The following is a 19662-nucleotide window of genomic DNA, read 5'->3' as shown; positions in this document are numbered from 1 at the left end:
TTATGGTGCTTAAATGTATAGCCATTGATGATGAACCGCTGGCCTTAACGCTGATAAGCGAATATGTATCGCGCTTCCCTGCGCTGCAAATGGTTAATACTTTTGAAGATGCCATATCCGGCGCCGAATTTTTAAAGAATACTCCAATAGACCTGCTTTTTGTTGATATTAACATGCCGGATATTACCGGGATTGACCTTGTACGCTCTTTGCAGGCAAAACCCATGGTAATATTTACTACCGCCTATAAAAACTTTGCTTTTGAGGGATTTGAACTGGAAGCGCTTGATTATATTTTAAAACCGATAGATATTAAACGCTTTACCAAAGCTGTTGAAAAGGCAGTTGATTACTATAAATACCGAAACAAGCCCGCTACCGAAGAGACCGACGAAAGCCTGTATGTATATTCCGAATACCGCATGGTTAAAATAGACTTAAGCACTATCGAGTATATTGAAAGTATGGAGGATTATATCAAGATCCATATTACCAATGATAAAACTATCCTTACGCTGATGCCGATGAAAAAGGTTTTGGAAAAACTGCCTTCAACCAAGTTTCAGCGCATCCACCGCAGTTATATCGTACCTGTTAACAAGATCCGCTCTATTCAAAACCGTAAAGTACAACTTACAAACATTGAGCTACCGGTAAGCGAAACCTATAATGATTTTGCACGCAACTGGTCAAAACAGAAATAAAATGAACGCTATTATCTTAGCAACTCTCATGATCGGTTTATCAATAACAATTAATCAATTGGCTTCAAGTTTTGTGCATTCCGCTTTTTAGCTTTATATAAATGACTTTAGCAGATAGTAAGACCAAACAACATATCCAGCAGGTTGATTATATCAGGGCAATAGCTTCATTGGCAGTTGCTTTGTTTCATCTTGGCGGTAAATCATTGCCCGGCTTACGCTATGGCTGGCTGGGCGTGCAGATGTTTTTCCTGTTGTCCGGCTTTATCATTTGCTGGGCTATTCCTGAAAATTATAGCTGGGCCTTGTACCCCAAATACATTTTAAAAAGAATAACGCGCATTGAGCCCCCTTACATAGCCTCCATATTATTGACCATTTTGGCCGGGTATTTATTAAACGCAAATTACCGGCCTGATGTCAGTAACATATTAACCCACTTAGCTTATATCAACAATTTTACTGGCCGCCCATACCTGAACCCGGTTTACTGGACGCTGGGGATTGAGTTTCAATATTACCTGTTCATCGGCGTTTTCTTTCCAATCATTATAAAAAAGTGGGGCGCCATCTCGCTGCCCCTGATTTGTTTACTGCCTTTATTTATACCCGTACCCGGATCAACGCTGTTAAACGTTTTTCCGTTTTTTGCTCTTGGGATATTATATTACCTGCACCTAACAGGTAAAAGAGGGTTAACTGAAGTTTTGATATATGGCGTAGCCGTAACTGCTATTGGTTTATATAGCGCAGGATGGCTTCCTATGACTGCCGGCCTTTTGGCCCTTGCCTTTTTAATACTGCCTTTAAAGCGCTACCCGGTTATTGCGTTTTTTTCCAAAATCTCTTTCTCGCTATACCTTACCCATGATGTTGTTGGGAGCAGTCTTGTAGCTTTTATGGGTATGCACCTGCCAAAAACATTTGCATTTAGGGCGCTTGAATTTCTAACGGGCATAGTTGTGAGCATCAGTTTTGCTTACCTGTTTTACCGCCTGGTTGAGCTGCCCTGTTTAAGATTATCCAAACGGATCAGGTACTGATTGCCTGGTTATTTACGGACATTCTAACCTCTTTTCCAATCCTTTTTACATTCGCCCATACAAAACGGCTATTCATCGATACATTATTGATGAAAACCGGCTTTGCCCGCATATTTATACCATAAACCAATTATAACCCCATAAATGGTTTATTAGTACCCCTTTTCATAATAGTTGCGATAGTAGCGTCTGTGTGTTAGTAGTACATACAGGCGCTTTTTTAAAAACAGTATTCCGTTGGAAGCAAAAAAGTTACTCCCCCTAATCAGCTTTTTTCTCATTTTATTAGTTCGTAAAACAAATGCTCAAAGCCTTGGCGACCCTGTGGTGAGCATTACCTTTGGCTCGGGCAGCTCAACACATTCGGGTGCATTGCCTGCCGATTCGGGCTCGACGAGCTATACCTACAGCAGTGCCAATTTCCCGAGTGACGGCTCTTATACCATTGAAAATACTACTGCGGGTGCAGGTAATGTTTGGTGGTCGGCTACAGACCATACAGGTAACACAGGCGGCTATATGATGGTGGTAAATGCCAGCGTATCCAAAACCGATTATTTTTATAAGCGTACCATTACTGGTTTATGTTCCAATACCACCTACCAGTTTTCGGCCTGGGTGGTAAATTTGTTAAGGAGCAATGATATCAGCCCGCCAAATATCACTTTCGCTATTGAAAAAACCGACGGCACAATTATCCAAAGCTTCAATACCGGTACCATTGCCCGTACCAGCAGCAATTACCAATGGGTGCAGGAGTCATTTAACTTCACACTGCCCGCAGGTGTTGGTGATGTGGTGATCAAGATGATCAACAACAGTGCCGGCGGCGCCCCTGCCAATGACCTTGCTATTGATGATATTGTTTTCAGACCGTATGGGCCGGTTATAGAAGCCAGCTTCAGCAGTTCAAGTTCAACCATCACAGCATCGGCTTGTTCAGACATTCCGCAAACCTATACACTCAGTACAACTATCCCCAGCGACTATACCGTTTTATGGCAATACAAAAATGGCAATGGCGCATGGACAGACCTTACGGGGGCCAGCAGCACCAGTTCAAGTTACCGGATAACATCGCCAACGGTAGCCGGTACTTATTACTACCGGGCAGTAACGGCGCAGGCAGGTAACATCAATTCGGCGCTTTGCCGGTCGGCATCCAATGTGCTTACGCTAACGGTTGGCGCACCGCCTTCATCAACGGCAACAGCCAATACACCGGTTTGTGCGGGTACAACATTAACGTTAAGTGCATCAACCGGGACAAGCTATAAATGGACGGGGCCAAATGGCTTTACATCGGCCGTTCAAAGTCCAACCATCAGTAATGTAACAGCAGCAGCGGCGGGTACTTATTATGTTACGGTTAAATCATCGTCGGGATGTGAGGTAGTGGCAAAAACGGTTCCTGTTGTGGTGAATGCCCAGCCTGTAGCAGTTGTTGATGCAGTTGAGCCAATTTGTGAGGGGAGTTCGGTTACTTTAAATGCCAGCGGCGGCTCAACGTATTCATGGTTGCCGGTAACGGGCCTTTCAGATGCTAACATCGCCAACCCAGTTGCCAGCCCCACAGATAATACACTTTACACCGTGACAGTAAGTAACGGTACCTGTACAGCCACTGCTTCAGTACAGGTGGATGTGATTAAAAAGCCTGTAGCCAATGCCGGGCCCGACAGGTACATTACCCAGGGCCAGTCGACCACACTTAATGGCAGCACCAAAGGGACCAACGTAAGCTATTACTGGACCCCGACTGATAACCTGAGCAGCAGTCTTGAACTTACGCCTACTGCCTCGCCAATGGAAGATATCACCTACACCCTGCATGTGGTATCAAACTCAGGATGCGGTGACGAAGCTACCGATCAGGTATTTGTACGCGTTTATAAAAAAGTAGTGATCCCCAATACTTTTACACCCAACGGTGACGGGGTTAATGATACCTGGGCGATAGAGGCGCTGAATACTTACCCAACCTCAACAACGCAGGTATTTAACCGCTATGGCGGACTGGTGTTTAAAAGCACAGGCTATCCTGAAGCCTGGGATGGCAGGTCCAACGGCCAGGGTATTCCGTCGGGAACATATTATTATGTGATAGATTTGAAGAATGGTAATGTGATGAGCGGCTGGGTGATGGTGGTTCGTTAGTTTTTGGGTTCATGGTTCATGGATGATAGTTCATGGCAGAATCGCAGAGCGGGTGGCTTTTAGCTTGATAGTAAACAGCAGAATTGCAAAGCGAACAAAGGCGGCCATCACCATGATCTATGAACCATTAACTACTCCCACTACATTCAATAAATAATTATCCATCATATCAATATCCACTACATCATTTAAAAAGCCGATGTGCATATCCGGGCGGATGATGAGGGCTTTCTTTTGGTTTTCTTTGATGTCGAAAGTATCGAAAATGGGTTGATTTTTTGCCGATGGCGGCAGGTAAAAAAAGTTGAGATTGGCCCCATAGTTTTGGGTGATCCATTTGGCGATGGTAAACAGGTCGAGCTCTTTGAGCTTGCCTAAACAGATGAGCGTGAAGCCTGGTTTGCTGCACCATTCATGCAGGTCGGTTTGCACCTCCCGTTTTTCGTCGAACACTTTGAGGTAAGGCAGCCTGTCGCCTGCTTTGATCTGGCTGGCATGGCTTAAGTTAAGGTTTATCGTGCTATCACGATAGGATATGCCGGTTTGTGATACCCGTTTAAAAAAGGCTTCGCGAAGGTTGGGTTTACTCCACACCCATTTTAAAATAACAGGCAGCAAATATTTCTTCAGTAAGTTAATGAACCAGTTACGCGACAGGATCATTTTAAAGATCCGGTCGGTGGTATTGAGCAATTCTTTGGCTACAGGCATCCTTTCCTGGGCGTAGCTATCTAAAACCGATACCTTAAGCTGGCTGTTAACCACACCTGCCAGTTTCCAGGCCAGGTTATAAGCATCCTGCAAGCCGGTATTCATACCCTGCCCGCCAACCGGCGAGTGGATATGCGCAGCATCGCCAATCAAAAAACAACGCTGCGCCCTGAATTTATCGGCCATGCGGTGATGCAGGCGATAGGTAGTGAACCAGTTGGTTTGTTCAACGATAATTTGTTGTTGAGTTACATCCCGTAAATGCGGTAACACTTCTTCAATTTGGAGCTCGTCTTTTTTATCAAATTCATCGGGCAGGTTACCTACCACACGATAGCTCCGTTCATCAGGCATAGGAAAAAAGCCTGCGAAACCTTTTTTTGAGAGGAACAGTTTAACCTTATCGCCAAAATCAGCCTCTATTTTTATATCGGCCAAATAAAATTGATGCTGGTAGGTATCTCCGTTAAAAGGAATATTCAGTTGCTTGCGCACAGTGCTATGGGCACCATCTGCCGCAACCAGCCAGTCGCAGGTAATGGTTTGTTTATCCTCACCGCTTTGCAGCTTCAGTGTTACCTTATCAGCATCCTGGTTTAACGACAGCAGCGAAGTGTTCCAATATACGGGGCAGCAATTAAGGGTGATAAAATCCAATAATAACCGCTCATTTTTGCTTTGAGGGTACATTTGGATAAAGGGAAAAGCTGTTTGTGTTTCGCCTGCGTTTTCGAGCGACAGGCTGGCAATTGCTTCACCTTCCTGGTTAAACTGTACACCGCCTCCGCGTTTACCATCATTGAGCACTTTATCAATAACACCCATTTGGCGGTAAATCTCCATAGACCGCGACTGCACTGCCAGCGCCTTTGAATGTGTTGTTGGCCCCTGCCTGCTATCAATAATTACCGGCTGCACACCGTAGCGTAAAAGCTGGGCGGCCATCATCAAACCCGATGGACCGGCGCCTACTATTACAACCGGGGTATGCTGCTGGCTTATGGTCATTTATTGCCGTGATAGAGTAAAAAGATGGTTGGACGTTTATGCAGATCAGGTACTTTCTTTTGCCATTCGGCAATGGTTTTAGTTTGCACAAGTTCTGTAGCGGCGGTTAAATCACAAGCTATACAAAGCTTGGTTTTGGGATTGCCTGTTTTCAGGATCTCCTCCAGCATGGGGTTATTGCGAAAAGGGGTTTCGATAAATAGCTGGGTTTGATCAAGCTTAACCGCTGTGTTTTCCAGCTCTTTGATTTTTTTGGCACGGAGCACTTTATCAATTGGCAGGTAGCCATGAAAGGCAAAGCTTTGGCCGCTAAAGCCTGAGGCCATCAGTGCCAGCAAAATAGAGCTTGGCCCAACCAATGGCACCACTTTGATACCCATCCTGTGGGCTTTGTCTACAATCTCGGCACCAGGATCGGCCACACCGGGGCAGCCGGCCTCACTCATCAAGCCAACATCATTACCCGCTTGCAGGCCTTTAAAAAAATCGGCCTTGCCCATATCGCGGTTATGTTTGCCATAATCGTGGATCACCAGCTCGCTTTGCGGGGTTTTCAATCCGGCCTCTTTTAAAAAGCGGCGGGCAGTTTTTTCATTTTCCACAATGTACTCTTTGATACTGTTTATGGTATCAACAAGGTAGGGCGTAAATGATTTTGCGGCCGCGTCATCGGCCAGCGGTACGGGAATTAAATAAAGGGTTCCATAGGGCATATTGCAAAGTTGGTGTTTTTTGTTTAATTTAAGCTATCAAAAGGAGGCGGAAAAATGAGGCAATTAGGCGCAAACTGGTTTATTGAAGGTCATATCGACTTTGAATACAAAAAATATATCCTGCTAAGTTACCTGCAGGAAATTAACAGCCATTTTGATAACAGCCGGCTATACCCCAACCTGGCCGACCTGATATTTCATTACAATAACCTCATCGATTTTAAAAAGAATAAATCGCTGCTGCAGCAAGCCTTTCCGCAACGCTTAACACAGGCTGATATCGAAGCCGTAAAGCTCACCTATCAAAAGATCATTATGGATGATCAAAGTATGCAGGAGATAGAGCAGATCATTACTTACGCCTTAGGCAAAATGGACCCAGCTATAAAAACCGGCAGGGACATTTATGATTTTGTAGAAAGTCATGTGAATATCGATCCGGTGGGCATTATCCCTTTAATGCCTTATCACGGTTATTTTTCGTTACAGAACGGCAAGGAACGAACCAACCGGATCTACGAATACCAGATCACTATTTTTGAAGGCAAGGATGATAAATACCGCGGCATTAACGTAGCTTTTGTTGATGCCTACGAACAAAGCATCACCAATACCCCCGAAAGTATAAAACTGCATCTCATTAATCGTAATAAATTTATGCCCAACCCCGCTGTTTACTATGTGCACAGCGATATTACTTTCCCGCTTGAACAAACATTGCTGCCCGTGGCTAAAAGGAGTTTGGTGAAGTATATATCGAGCGCAGCGTAGATGTGCTAACAGAAGTTGATTTAAATAGCTACCCCACTGGTTGAAGTTTAGCGTTAGCCTAACTCCGACCCAAAATGGTTTAAGCTTTCAGCTTAAACAGACAGCGGCGATTGTATGGTACGCGGAAGCAGAATGCTTCCATTATTTTAGGACGAAGTTACGCTATCGCTAAACTTCGACCAGTAACTGTGTGCAAGCGGGAAGTTATGCTTAATAAGCCAACAACTTCCCCATGCTTTCTTCCAATCTTGCCTTGGCCAAAAATTGGTCTTCCAAAGCTTTGTTCATGGGGATAGCTGTATCCAGGCTGCCGCAGCGCATTACAGGAGCATCGAGGTATTTAAAACAATGCTCTGCGATGTGAGCGGCAATTTCGGCTCCGAAACCGTTGGTTAGTGTGTCCTCATGTAATATCAGCACCCGGCCTGTTTTTTTAACACTGGTTTCCACCGCTTCCTGGTCCCAGGGTTGCAGACTGCGCAGATCGATGATCTCTATGGATTGATCAGGGTGTTTGTCTGCATATTCCAATGCCCAGTGTACCCCAAGGCCAAATGTGATTATGCTGGCCTTCTCGCCTTGCTTAATCACATTAGCTTTGCCAATTTCGATCATTACTTCATTATCGGGCACATCAGCGGTGATGCTGCGGTACAGGTATTTGTGTTCAAAATAAATTACCGGGTTAGGGTCGTCAATGGCGGCAAGCAGAAGGCCTTTAGCATCTGCCGGGAAGGCCGGGTAAACAACTTTTAAACCGGGTGTTTTGGTAAACCAGGCTTCGTTGCTTTGCGAATGGAAGGGGCCTGCGCCGGTACCTGCGCCTGCGGGCATCCGTATTACCACATCAACGCCCTGCCCCCAACGATAATGTGTTTTGGCAAGGTTGTTAATGACCTGGTTAAAGCCGCAGGTAACAAAATCTGCAAACTGCATTTCAACTACGGCTTTATAACCATTAAGCGCAAGCCCCATGCCTGCACCAACAATTGCCGATTCGCAAATTGGCGTATTGCGTACGCGGGCTTTGCCAAACTCATCAACAAAGCCCTGGGTAATTTTAAAAGCGCCGCCATATTCGGCAATATCCTGCCCCATGATCACCAGGTTTGGGTGTTTGCGCATGGCTTGTTTAAGCCCGTCGCTAATGGCGTCTATATAACGCTTACCGGTGACCGGCAATGGTTTTGGCTGCACGGCAGGAAAGCTATAAGGCTTGTACATATCCTGCAGTTCGGTTGCCACATCCGGTACAATATCTGTTTCGGCATAAGCCCTTTCAATTTCGGTTTCAATGAGGGCGGCAAACTCCTTACGAATAACAGGGATCATGTCTTTAAACAAAACCCCTTCGGCAAGCAGGTACTTTTCAAAGTTTGTAACCGGGTCTTTTCCTGCCCACCACTCAAATAAATTAGTGGGAACATATTTGGTGCCTGATGCTTCTTCATGGCCGCGCATCCTGAAGGTCATGCATTCCAGCAAAACAGGGCGCGGATTTTCACGAATGGCTTTATTAAGTGAGGTTATCGTGTTATAAACTTCAAGCAGGTTATTGCCGTCAATGCGGCGGCCCTCAATACCGTAGCCAATGGCTTTATCAACCAGCTCACGGCAATTATATTGTTCGCTGGTTGGGGTAGATAGGGCATAGCCATTATTTTCGATCAGAAATATTACCGGCAGTTTCCAAACAGAGGCAATATTAAGTGCTTCGTGAAAATCCCCTTCACTGGTAGCACCCTCGCCGGTAAAAACAAGTGTTGATTTTTTTTTACCCGATAATACATCCGCTAAGGCAATACCATCGGCCAGGGCAAGCTGCGGGCCAAGGTGCGATATCATACCGATGATCTTATACTCCTGGGTGCCGAAGTGGAAAGAGCGGTCGCGCCCCTTGGTAAAACCCGAAGGTTTGCCCTGCCATTGCGCCATCAAGCGCGAGAGGGGGATATTTCTTGATGTAAAAACACCAAGGTTACGGTGCATGGGCAAAATATATTCGTCGGTATTCATGGCCAGGGCGCTGCCAACAGCTATGGCTTCCTGGCCAATACCCGAAAACCATTTGCCAATGCGGCCCTGCCTCAGCAGGATCAGCATCTTCTCTTCAACCATGCGCGGAAACAGCATTTTCTTATAAAATGCCAGCAAAGTATCATTATCGAGGTTTTTCCTGTCAAAAATCATAACGTAAAACTACTGAAGTTTTTAAAACTTTGTATGTTTGGTGATACTATCCAAAAACTATGAAGCGCACCTCCATTTTCATCATTATACTACTGCTCATGATCGGCTTTGCGGCCAGCTCGCAGGATTTTTTCTTATTGCCACATAATTTTTACGTTCACAAAGGCGATAAGCTTAACCTGCACTTATTGAGTGGCAACGAGTTTAAACCCGAAAATGAATTTAAGTATGCCGCTGCAAAGGCAACTAAATTTATGGTTTACGAGGGCTCCAAAAAAACAGATCTTTCAAAAGTCGGTAACGCTGCCGATAGCAGCCTGCTTACTTATGAGCTGCAAAACTCCGGGCTTGCGCTTTTTGAACTGGTAAGGGAAGATGAAACAGAATCGGAAAGGAATAAATTTATCAGGGCGCTTGAAAGCGAAGGACTTGATAAAATGGCCGAAGAAGCCCGGGCCAGCAGCCAGCAATACTTTGTTGAAAAGTATCACCAGTCAAGCAAAACGCTTATTTCTGTTGATAAAGCTAACGGCAAGGACTTTGATAAACCGCTGGGCGAGGAATATGAGATTGTGATACAGCAAAACCCATATAAATCAAGCTACGGTGACGATGTTACCGCCCAGGTGCTTTTTAAAGGTAAACCTATAAAGGATGCCGTGGTGATCCAGTATGTGCGTACTTTGAACGGCACTATCGTTCCGCAAAAATTATTGAGCGACAGCAACGGTTTGGTGTTTTTTAAACTGAGCCGCGAGGGGGTATATATGATCAGCTCAACCCATGTTGAACCATCGCAGGATAAAAAGGCCGATTATGAAAACTGGAGCACTACTTTCACCTTTGCCTTCAGCAATACCGATGATGTGCCAAATTCATACAGGGAGTTTGGGTTTGGGAATAAGCATTGATTTTAGTTAGCAGCAGTTGCAGGCTTTAGCGGCAGGTAAAAAACATAGAGGTGTCATTGTGAGTCTTCCTTTCTGCGGGAAATTTAAAGGGGCTAACGTTAATTACCTACCTGCTTGCCGAAACTGCGTTAGTAAGTTTTACAAAATCCTCCACGCTCAATCTTTCCGCACGCAGATCGAGAACAGGCTCATCAGTCAATTTTTCTTTGTTAATGAGCGATGATATGGCATTACGCAGGGTTTTGCGGCGCTGATTAAAACCGGCTTTTACTATCTGCCAAAACAGTTTCTCGTCGCAATCAAGTGTTTGCTTATCGTTACGAGTAAGCCTGATCACTGCCGAAAGCACCTTTGGCGGCGGATTAAACACACCGGCCTTCACCGTAAATAAATACTCCACTTTATAATAGGCCTGTAAAAACACGCTGAGTATACCATACTCCTTGCTGCCTGGTTTGGCGGCACAGCGTTCGGCTACTTCCTTCTGGAACATGCCCACTACCTCAACCACCTGCTGTCGGTTATCAAGCACTTTAAACAGGATCTGCGATGAGATATTGTAAGGAAAATTACCGATAATGGCAAAGCTTTCGGGGAAAATACTTTTAAAATCAAGCTCCAAAAAATCGGCATTGATAAGGCGGGTACCTAATTGCGGGTATTTCTTTTTCAGAAAATCGTACGATTCAGTATCGATATCAATAAGTGATGTTTCGTATTCGGTTTTTTGCAGCAGGAAGTCAGACAGTACACCCATGCCCGGCCCTACCTCAAGCACATGACCGAAACGCCCTTCGGGTTTCAGGCTGTCAACTATCTTTGCTGCTATGTTTTTATCAGTAAGAAAATGTTGCCCTAAATGTTTTTTTGCCCTTACCAATGTCATTATTAATCAAATATTTGAGCAAATTAAATCATATTTGTGCTTTTATCAGGAACTATAAGCTTAAAATCTTTTATTTGCAGGTGCAAAGATAGGTTAAAGGCGAAAGGTTAAGGGTAAAAGGTTTGCCTTAAGCACTAAGCTTTTATAAACCATTAAAGGTTAAAGGCGAATGGTAAAAGGCAAAAGGTTGGTTAAGCTTTTATAAACCATTAATAATCATCACTGTTAAATACACTGAAATCACTGCTTAAAAATCGGTGAAATCATAATTTAATCGGTGAAATCCACATAAAAAAATGAGCGATAAATTAAAAATTGGGATCAGCATTGGCGATGTAAACGGCATCGGTTTGGAAATAATTATTAAAACTTTGGCCGATAGCAAGATTTATGATTATTGTACGCCTATTGTTTACGGGCATACTAAGGTGGCTTCGTTCCACCGCCGTGCAACCCAGGTTAATGAGCTTAATTTTTTGGTGATCAATGATCCTTCGCAAACCCATTTCCGCAAACCTAACATGATCAACTGCTGGGAAGAGGATGTAAAGATCGATATAGGACAGGTTACTGAAGCGGGTGGCAAGTATGCCTTCAAATCATTGGAGCGTGCCGTTTATGATCTGAAAGAAGGTTATATCGACGCATTGGTTACCGCTCCTATCAATAAAGACAATATCCAAAGTGAGCAGTTTCACTTCCCAGGCCATACCGAATACTTGCAGCAATATGATGGCGCTGCCGAATCGCTGATGTTTTTAGTGAGCGATACTTTACGTGTTGGCGTGGTTACAGGCCATATCCCTGTATCAAAAATTGCCGAAAGCATTACCGCCGAAAAAATATTGGCTAAGCTGAAACTGATGAACCACAGTTTGCAAAATGATTTCTGGGTGCGCAAGCCAAAAATTGCCGTATTGGGGCTAAACCCCCACGCCGGAGATAACGGGCTTATCGGCAGCGAGGAAAAAGATATCATTATGCCTGCTATTGAAGAAGCCCGCTCAAACAATATCCTGGCATTTGGCCCGTACTCGGCTGATGGTTTTTTTGCCAACGGTACTTACCTGCAGTTTGATGCTGTACTGGCCATGTATCACGACCAGGGCCTGATCCCTTTTAAACAGATCGCCTTTGAAACGGGAGTTAACTTTACAGCCGGTTTAAACTTTGTACGCACTTCGCCCGATCATGGCACTGCGTACGACATAGCAGGTAAAAACCAGGCTTCGGAGATCTCTTTCCGCGAAGCGCTGTTTACGGCTATCCACATTGTAAAGAATCGCAGGGAAGGGCTCGAACTTAATGAAAATCCGCTTTTATTCAGCAAGCTAAGCCGCGACAGGGATTAAAAAAAGCCGTGTAATAGTAATGTTTCAATTTAATTACCGTTAAATTAAAACATTTACGCCGCTTGTTGCATTTACATGACTGAATGAATAATTTTCTTAGCCGCATACGTTCAATAGATGCATTCCGCGCTGTAACAATGTTCCTCATGATATTTGTGAATGACCTGGATGGCATTCCGAATACCCCAACATGGCTTAAACACGCAGGCTCAAATGTTGATGCGCTGGGTTTGGCCGATACTATTTTTCCGGCATTTTTGTTTATAGTGGGGCTTTCAATTCCCTTCGCTTTTCAAAACAGGTTAAAGCAGGGCGATAATTTCAAACTACTATCGCGGATAGTGAGCCGCTCGTTCGCGCTCATTTTTATAGGTTTTTTCCATGCCAACATGGAAACCTATAATGAAGCTGCCACCCTGTTACCCAAACCCGTTTGGGAAAGCCTGGTTACATTCAGTTTCTTCTTCATTTTTTTAGATTACGGCAAAGACACGTCACCAACTAAACGTTATTTGCTGCAGGGCTTCGGCATATTGTTACTTGCCGGCATGGCATTGCTATACCGTACCAGCGACCCCGGGCATACCTGGCTGCACTTTACCTGGTGGGGTATTTTAGGCCTGATAGGCTGGTCGTACATGCTTTGCGCGCTTATCTATTACTACTCCGACGGGCATTTATGGGTGCAGTTGGCGGCCTGGATGTTTTTCATATTCTTTAACCTGGATGTGCACTTCGGCTTTCTTGATTTTATCGATAAGCTACAGGGCTATATCTGGATAGCGGGTAACGGCGCTATGCAGTCGTTCACCATGGCGGGGGTATTTATTTCGGTGTTGTACATGCGCCTTAAGGCCAATAACGAAATGAAGATGCTTTGGGTGGCCATGATCCTCATTGCGATAATTTTGTTTAACCTGGGCTTTATAGTACGCTATTTTAGCGGAGGCATCTCCAAAGAACGCGACACCCCTTCATGGGTGCTCATTTGTACCGGCATTAGTTTGGTGGTATATGCTTTCTTTATTTTCCTGGTTGATGTTAAAAACAAATACAACTGGTTTAAGGTGATAGAGCCTGCGGGCACCAATACCTTTACCTGCTACATAGTGCCTTTTTTGTTTTATCCTATATATGAAATGAGCAGGATAGGCTACCCCGAATACCTGAGCCAGGGCACCGGGGGCCTTATTAAATGTATTGTATTTGCCTTTGTAATGGTATGGCTTACGGGGCTGTTGGATAAGATCAATATCCGGATAAAGATATAAACCTGCTGTTTATTTTATTTTGATCAGATACTTACCATTGGTCGAGTTAATCACAGGTAATCCGTTTGCTTTCCGTTCAAAATCTATCCTTTCAAATATTAAAGTAACCTTATATCCTGGGGTTTCATTGGTGATTTGCATAAAATTGGCAGGGAAAGCATATTCATGGTGCATGTAAGGTATATCATTTTCCTTTTGACTGTAAATCGCCATTTTAATGGTATCCGCAAACATCTTATTTATGATCTGATTCGGCTCAAAACGTAATGTTTCATCATTGATTTTTAGAATGTAACTTTTCCGGTTAATGTTGGTTTGCATAATCTTTAAACCATTATAGTTACTGACTATACTATCTGACGATGCGTAATCATCCAACATGACATCGTAATCCTTAACAACAGTGATGTTATCTTTTTTATAAAAAAAGTATTGTTCTGTCCGGGATTTTTCCGTGTCAGTTGTATCGCCATAAGCATAGTATATTTCAAAATGATGTAAGCCCAGCTGCCTTTTTGCCCAATCAAATTTGTAGCCGCGTAACTCGTCCCTATCAACGATTAAGTTGGTATACTTTCCTTTTTGTTTGCCTAATGAATCGGAAACTCTCTTAAGGTCTCTTTTAAAATAAGGCTGTAAGGCATTGAGATCATATTGATAAACAAAATATCTTAATCGTTCAACAGCTTGTCCACCCTCTCGCTTGCTGATCTTGGTGCTATCAACCGGCATCAGTATGCCATCCTTAAATCCATTATGCTTTTTAAAAAAGTTAATAACCATCCTTCTTTGCGAGTACATGCTTATGGTAAACGCGCTTTGCGGACCGTAGATGCTAAACAGCGTTAATATGCAGAGTGAGATTGGAATGATCTTAATATTCTGCTTTCTAAACGATAAAAAATAAATCGAAACAAACAGCAGCCATAAAGCAAGCGCGATTAAAAAATATCTGAACTCGGTAACGCCGTAACTAAAAACACGGGTACCTACTGCCACAAACAGCAGCCCTTGCAATGGGATCAGCAAAAAGTAAAAATTGCGGGTATAGGTTTTAAGCCATTTATTTTCATTTTGCTCACGGATGGGATATACCAGCAGCAATGATAAAATACCGAATACAGCATAACCTAATATCAGGTTTGATACAAGGCCTTTAGGGAGCTTCCACTCCATAAGGATCTTGATTTCATAAGCCAGTAAAATGATCAAATATACCGTTGAAAGCGGGATAAGCACATACTGGGTAAAGATCTTGAGCCCTTTAGGATAGCTTGCATCTTCATTAAGTGCCGGGGTATCTGTTGGTACTCCCGCTAAAAAGAAAAGGGTAGTGAACATCCCCGTGATCCATACCCACAAAACCTGGTAGGTATCTGATTCAAATTTAAAATTAAACAGGATGTTTGTAGCCCCAATTGCAGCAGCCAGGCCGGCAAATAACACTACGCCGTATAGCATACTTGCTAAAATGCGCAAAAAGAGCGTTTTATTAAATTGCCAAAACCCCTGTATTTGCCCTTTGCCGGTAAAAGCCGCAAAGGCCACCATTAAGTGAAAGGCCAAACTAAGCAGGAAGAACCGGGTGTAATCTGCCTGTCTTTCGGGTGGATTGATCATAAAGATCAACGCAATAGCTATCACGGTTGCAACTATTTTTACGAGGATTTTTTTTCCTGTCTCCCATCCCTTGCTTTGGGTATATAAAGTAGCCGAAAGGCTTAGCAAAAAACCAAGGTTGGCTATCATGATGGCGCGCATACACCAGTTTTCACTTATACGGTTAAGGTTATCAAGCTCAATCTTCGCAGTAGCAGCTATGGTGCCGGCCAAGGCGAAGAATGTTTCAAAAGGGTAGCGTTTGATGGTATTTGCTGCGCTTTGTGCCAGGTTTTTTATCGACGGGAATTTCATCTGCATAATAAGGTTTAGGTACTAATGTAGTACTTATTTATGTTTTTTAAGTTCCGCTTTGGATTTTGCCCCTTTGCAGGATGATGAAAATGTAAAATATATGTATTAAAAACCAAACCAATACCACGGTTAATTGCATTTAACACATTAGTGTTTATATTTGCGTTCGCAAAAAAACATCATTTTACTATAATGAGAGAAATACAATTCAGAGAAGCGCTAAGAGAGGCCATGGTCGAAGAAATGCGCAGCGACGAGAATATATACCTGATGGGTGAAGAGGTTGCCGAATATAACGGCGCGTACAAAGTAAGCCAGGGAATGCTGGATGAATTTGGCGCAAAGCGTGTTATAGATACGCCCATCTCTGAATTGGGCTTTGCCGGTATCGGCATTGGCTCGGCGATGAACGGCTTACGTCCCGTCATCGAGTTCATGACTTTCAACTTTTCACTCGTAGCTATCGATCAGATCATCAACGGCGCTGCCAAGATGATGTCAATGAGCGGCGGCCAGTTTTCGGTGCCGATTGTTTTCCGTGGCCCTACCGGTAATGCAGGTATGCTTAGCTCACAGCACAGCCAGTGCTTTGAAAACTGGTATGCCAACTGCCCGGGCTTAAAAGTGGTTGTACCATCAAACCCTTACGATGCTAAAGGCCTGTTAAAATCAGCTATCCTTGATCCCGATCCGGTTATTTTCATGGAGTCGGAATTAATGTACGGCGATAAAGGCGAGGTTCCTGAAGAAACTTATTATATCCCGCTGGGTAAAGCAAAAGTTGTTAAAGAAGGCAGCGATGTTACTTTAGTAGGCTTCGGCAAGATCATGAAAGTGGTTGTTGCAGCAGCTGCCGAACTGGAAAAAGAAGGCATCCATGCGGAAGTGATCGACCTGCGTACTGTACGCCCTATCGATTATCCTACAGTTATTGAATCGGTAAAGAAAACAAACCGTTTGGTAATTATTGAAGAAAGCTGGCCTTTAGGTTCAATTGCCACCGAGGTTGCATTTAAAGTACAAAAAGATGCTTTTGATTACCTTGATGCGCCTATCCTGCGTATCATGGGCGGCGATGTTCCGCTTCCATACGCTCCAACTTTGATCCAGGAATACCTGCCAAACCCTGAAAGGGTGATCAAAGCGGTTAAAGAAGTAATGTACGTTACCAAGTAATCGTTTCTAAACAAAATATTTAATTGGGCCCGATATGAAAATACCGGGCTCTTTATTTTACCCTACACACTAATGGACGAACTAATAGTAAAAGACAGCAACGGAAATATCCTGAAGGATGGCGATTCGGTTACACTTACCAAAAGCCTGAAAGTAAAAGGCGGCGGCGTTACGCTTAAACAAGGCACACTGGTAAAAAAAATCCGCCTTACAGACAACGAAGAAGAGGTTGACTGTAAAGTTGACGGTATGAGCATTGTATTGAGAACCGAGTTTTTGAAAAAGCGATAATATTATCCACCTCATTTTCTTTATAACCTTATCATGATGAAACGCATTTTTACATGCATTTTTATTTTAACAGGCTTGTTTGCTTATGGGCAAAAAATCAAAGTAACGCAGTTGGAATATGTGGATGCCGGTACCATTTTAAAAGAAAACCAGGCTATTATCTATGGCAGCTTTATCCAACGCCTCACTTTTTGGCAAAACGGTTATCAGCAAACGATCAGGATCAGGAATCTCGAAACCAATGAGCTGTTTTCATTTGAGGTGAAACCAAATCTCAGGACGAGAAAGGAAAACCCATTTTGCTTCTTCATAAAACCGGGCACTTACGAAATTGTAAATTTTTACTACTCAAAAGGCAAATGGTATGGAGTAGAGTATAATACAAGACCCGTTTTCCGGGGCCTCGACTTTGAAATTAACGTTAAAAATAAGGTCGACAGCGGACTTATCAAATGGGAAGACCTGCACCGCATTGTTTTTAAAGTTGATAATAGCAAGCTCACCTACCTTGGGCAATGGCATTTTGAATCCGGCCCGCCTTCATTCAGTGATAACAAAACCACCCTCGACAAAAAGCTAAAGGAAGATTATTATTTTCTCGAATTTGAAAAGGCCGCCATTGTGCTGCCCTATTAAAATTTACGCCGCTGCCAAAATATTTTTATAAAAATGCCTACTTTTAAAAATTAATATTTTTGAACATGCGTTACACCTACTTTAAAGCATTTAAATCCTTATTTTTTATAGTATCGGCGCTGGTATTCACCGGCAATGTTGCTTTGGCGCAAACCCAGCCGGCCGCTGCCACCACAACTCCTGCCGCCCCTGTGGCCGGTGTACAAACCCACATTGATAAGTTTTTTAAGGAATACGACAAGCAAGGCACAGCCCGTGCAGTGGTTGATATTTTTAAAACCAATAAGCTGATGGATTCAACCCGGCTTACCGGGCTTATTGTTAAAATAGATTCCATGCGGAGCATAATTGGTAAGTATCTTGGCAAAGACCTCATTATGCAACGCAAGGCTTCAAACAGCCTGGTATTGTACAGCTATCTGCTTAAACATGAAAGCCAGCCGGCCCGTATCACTTTTATGTTTTACAAACCCAAAAATGAATGGGAGATCTATCGCCTCTATTTTGATGTAGATGTTGACAGCGAACTTGCAGAGTCATCAAGAGTAACGGGGAAACCTTAAGAGCAGGTTAAAGGCGAAAGGATAAAGGTGAAAGGTTTTTATAATCGACGACAGGGAACTTTTTACCTTTAACCTAAATTAATCTACTAATATATTTTCGCCAAACTTTTGTGAAACCGTGGTATCCTCGCGGTTTTCAATTTTTATCACCAGCGAATGGTCGTATGGGATTTTTTCAATCAACTGAATTTTTGTGCCTATGCCTATGTTAAGCCGTTGAAGGTATTGCAAAAATGAACTGCTGGTATCGCGCACAGCGGCAACATGGCTTTGAGAACCAGGTTTAAGCTCAGACAGGCTTACAGAATAGGATTTGGGCATTTTGCCATTAGCCTTAGGTATAGGGTCGCCATGCGGGTCATATTCGGGGAAACCCAGGAATTTATCCAGCCTGTCGGCAAGGGTGGCATCGCTGATGTGTTCCAGTTCTTCGGCAATATCATGGATCTCATCCCAGTGATAGCCTAATTTCTCCAGTAAAAAAACTTCCCAAAGGCGATGGCGGCGTACAATTAATGTAGCATCCTTTAAGCCCTGCGGGGTTAACCTCACACCATTCTTTTTATCATATTCTATCAATTGCTTTTCGGTAAGCTTACGGATCATATCTACCACCGAGGCCGGGTTATTGCTGAGTGATTCGGCAATGGCGGTGGGTGTTATTTTAAAATCTTTCCCCTGTAATGCAAGGCGATAGATAGCTTTTAAATAGTTTTCTTCCGAAAGCGTGTACATCAGTAATTGATTTGATAAAATACAAACATAAGCAAAAGCAGGGCGCTTATTACATACCTAACGTAAGGTATTGCTTCGGTTTAAAAGAAAATGCTGCGGGTAAAACTTTTGAAGATTGCTTTTAATTATAATTGTATATGGATATTCAACTTTGTATTCTTCTGCAAAATCCTCCGGCGGGGGTAGATTTCGGAATTCAAAAGGGTAGCGGAAACAGATATGAAACGATTCAAACACAACGATCCGATGGGCTGGATATGCAATTTAGACTGACGATCCAATTAAAAAACGATCCGCAGAAGATTAATGAACCTCGATTTTCAGGGCCCTTTGTACAGGGAACGCCTGCAAGTCAATTCATTTATATTGACGTTGGCGAATTTGCAGGGCAGGTGGGAGGTTGGAGCCGCAGAGTTAAAATTCCACTTTCCGGAGTAACCTGGGACATGATTACCCAGCTTAGCCATCATTCTGCCGCGTGCCTTACAACGAGCTTTCCGGGAACAGCAAAAGACGGCAGTCCTATTTGTGCTACGGTCAAACCCTTTGAAGGTTGGAAGGTAGATATGCTTTCAAACTGAGACTCTATGAACTTTATTAATTAGCCGCAAATATGCATTGGAAACAAAA

Annotated in this window: 18 protein-coding genes; 12 read left to right on the top strand and 6 right to left on the bottom strand. The window is 43.5% G+C overall.

Features of this window, described 5'->3' with window-relative positions; all coding sequences use genetic code 11:
* The first annotated feature begins 2 nt into the window (after positions 1-2).
* From SNE26_RS25650 to SNE26_RS25640, 3 genes are all read left to right on the top strand, one after another.
* Complete coding sequence (locus SNE26_RS25650; RefSeq protein WP_321556699.1) at positions 3-704, top strand: LytTR family DNA-binding domain-containing protein; 702 nt, start codon at positions 3-5, stop codon at positions 702-704.
* A gap of 101 nt (positions 705-805) precedes the next feature.
* On the top strand, positions 806-1747 hold the full coding sequence (locus SNE26_RS25645) for an acyltransferase (RefSeq protein WP_321556698.1): 942 nt from the start codon (positions 806-808) through the stop codon (positions 1745-1747).
* Positions 1748-1984: 237 nt separating this feature from the next.
* The gene (locus SNE26_RS25640) at positions 1985-3904 is read left to right on the top strand and encodes a gliding motility-associated C-terminal domain-containing protein (protein ID WP_321556697.1); all 1920 of its coding nucleotides are present in this window, start codon (positions 1985-1987) and stop codon (positions 3902-3904) included.
* 117 nt (positions 3905-4021) lie between these two features.
* On the opposite strand, the gene SNE26_RS25635 is transcribed toward SNE26_RS25640, so the two are convergent.
* Both SNE26_RS25635 and SNE26_RS25630 read right to left on the bottom strand, forming a co-directional pair.
* Positions 4022-5623, bottom strand: coding sequence for an FAD-dependent monooxygenase (locus SNE26_RS25635; protein ID WP_321556696.1), 1602 nt, complete (start codon positions 5621-5623; stop codon positions 4022-4024).
* Positions 5620-6336, bottom strand: a complete 717-nt coding sequence (locus SNE26_RS25630) for an SAM-dependent methyltransferase (protein ID WP_321556695.1) — start codon at positions 6334-6336, stop codon at positions 5620-5622. Before SNE26_RS25630 ends, SNE26_RS25635 begins: the two co-directional genes overlap by 4 nt.
* Positions 6337-6390: 54 nt before the next feature.
* On the opposite strand from SNE26_RS25630, the gene SNE26_RS25625 reads away from it, so the two are divergent.
* Positions 6391-7107, top strand: a complete 717-nt coding sequence (locus SNE26_RS25625) for a hypothetical protein (RefSeq protein WP_321556694.1) — start codon at positions 6391-6393, stop codon at positions 7105-7107.
* A 210-nt stretch (positions 7108-7317) separates the two neighbouring features.
* Here the strand turns inward: SNE26_RS25625 and SNE26_RS25620 are convergent, their stop codons facing one another.
* Positions 7318-9297, bottom strand: a complete 1980-nt coding sequence (locus SNE26_RS25620) for a dehydrogenase E1 component subunit alpha/beta (RefSeq protein ID WP_321556693.1) — start codon at positions 9295-9297, stop codon at positions 7318-7320.
* A gap of 59 nt (positions 9298-9356) precedes the next feature.
* On the opposite strand from SNE26_RS25620, the gene SNE26_RS25615 reads away from it, so the two are divergent.
* On the top strand, positions 9357-10208 hold the full coding sequence (locus SNE26_RS25615; protein ID WP_321556692.1) for a DUF4198 domain-containing protein: 852 nt from the start codon (positions 9357-9359) through the stop codon (positions 10206-10208).
* A 106-nt stretch (positions 10209-10314) separates the two neighbouring features.
* Here the strand turns inward: SNE26_RS25615 and rsmA are convergent, their stop codons facing one another.
* On the bottom strand, positions 10315-11094 hold the full coding sequence (rsmA, locus tag SNE26_RS25610; protein ID WP_321556691.1) for a 16S rRNA (adenine(1518)-N(6)/adenine(1519)-N(6))-dimethyltransferase RsmA: 780 nt from the start codon (positions 11092-11094) through the stop codon (positions 10315-10317).
* Positions 11095-11390: 296 nt separating this feature from the next.
* Here rsmA and pdxA point away from each other — a divergent pair, with 296 nt between their 5' ends.
* Both pdxA and SNE26_RS25600 read left to right on the top strand, forming a co-directional pair.
* Positions 11391-12446, top strand: coding sequence for a 4-hydroxythreonine-4-phosphate dehydrogenase PdxA (gene pdxA / locus SNE26_RS25605; RefSeq protein ID WP_321556690.1), 1056 nt, complete (start codon positions 11391-11393; stop codon positions 12444-12446).
* 83 nt (positions 12447-12529) lie between these two features.
* Positions 12530-13717 carry a DUF5009 domain-containing protein gene (locus SNE26_RS25600; protein ID WP_321556689.1) on the top strand — a complete coding sequence of 396 codons (1188 nt, stop codon included), beginning with the start codon at positions 12530-12532 and terminating at the stop codon, positions 13715-13717.
* Positions 13718-13726: 9 nt separating this feature from the next.
* On the opposite strand, the gene SNE26_RS25595 is transcribed toward SNE26_RS25600, so the two are convergent.
* Positions 13727-15637 (bottom strand): DUF4153 domain-containing protein, encoded by a 1911-nt coding sequence (locus SNE26_RS25595; RefSeq protein WP_321556688.1) that lies wholly within the window; start codon positions 15635-15637, stop codon positions 13727-13729.
* 186 nt (positions 15638-15823) lie between these two features.
* Between SNE26_RS25595 and SNE26_RS25590 the strand changes: the two genes are divergently transcribed.
* From SNE26_RS25590 to SNE26_RS25575, 4 genes are all read left to right on the top strand, one after another.
* Positions 15824-16807, top strand: coding sequence for a pyruvate dehydrogenase complex E1 component subunit beta (locus SNE26_RS25590; RefSeq protein ID WP_321556687.1), 984 nt, complete (start codon positions 15824-15826; stop codon positions 16805-16807).
* A 72-nt stretch (positions 16808-16879) separates the two neighbouring features.
* A complete protein-coding gene (locus SNE26_RS25585) occupies positions 16880-17098 on the top strand; it encodes a zinc ribbon domain-containing protein YjdM (RefSeq protein ID WP_321556686.1) in 219 nt (72 codons plus the stop codon).
* A gap of 33 nt (positions 17099-17131) precedes the next feature.
* A complete protein-coding gene (locus tag SNE26_RS25580) occupies positions 17132-17734 on the top strand; it encodes a hypothetical protein (protein WP_321556685.1) in 603 nt (200 codons plus the stop codon).
* Positions 17735-17799: 65 nt separating this feature from the next.
* Complete coding sequence (locus SNE26_RS25575; protein WP_321556684.1) at positions 17800-18297, top strand: hypothetical protein; 498 nt, start codon at positions 17800-17802, stop codon at positions 18295-18297.
* A gap of 78 nt (positions 18298-18375) precedes the next feature.
* On the opposite strand, the gene SNE26_RS25570 is transcribed toward SNE26_RS25575, so the two are convergent.
* The gene (locus SNE26_RS25570) at positions 18376-19032 is read right to left on the bottom strand and encodes a metal-dependent transcriptional regulator (RefSeq protein ID WP_321556683.1); all 657 of its coding nucleotides are present in this window, start codon (positions 19030-19032) and stop codon (positions 18376-18378) included.
* 137 nt (positions 19033-19169) lie between these two features.
* Here SNE26_RS25570 and SNE26_RS25565 point away from each other — a divergent pair, with 137 nt between their 5' ends.
* Entirely contained in the window at positions 19170-19613 is a 444-nt protein-coding gene (locus SNE26_RS25565) for a DUF5990 family protein (protein WP_321556682.1), read from the top strand.
* Positions 19614-19662 lie beyond the last annotated feature (49 nt).

The organism is Mucilaginibacter sp. cycad4 (assembly GCF_034263275.1).
Classification (GTDB): Bacteria; Bacteroidota; Bacteroidia; order Sphingobacteriales; family Sphingobacteriaceae; genus Mucilaginibacter.
Note: the sequence above shows the minus strand (reverse complement) of the source record. Positions and strands in the feature narration are given on the sequence as shown.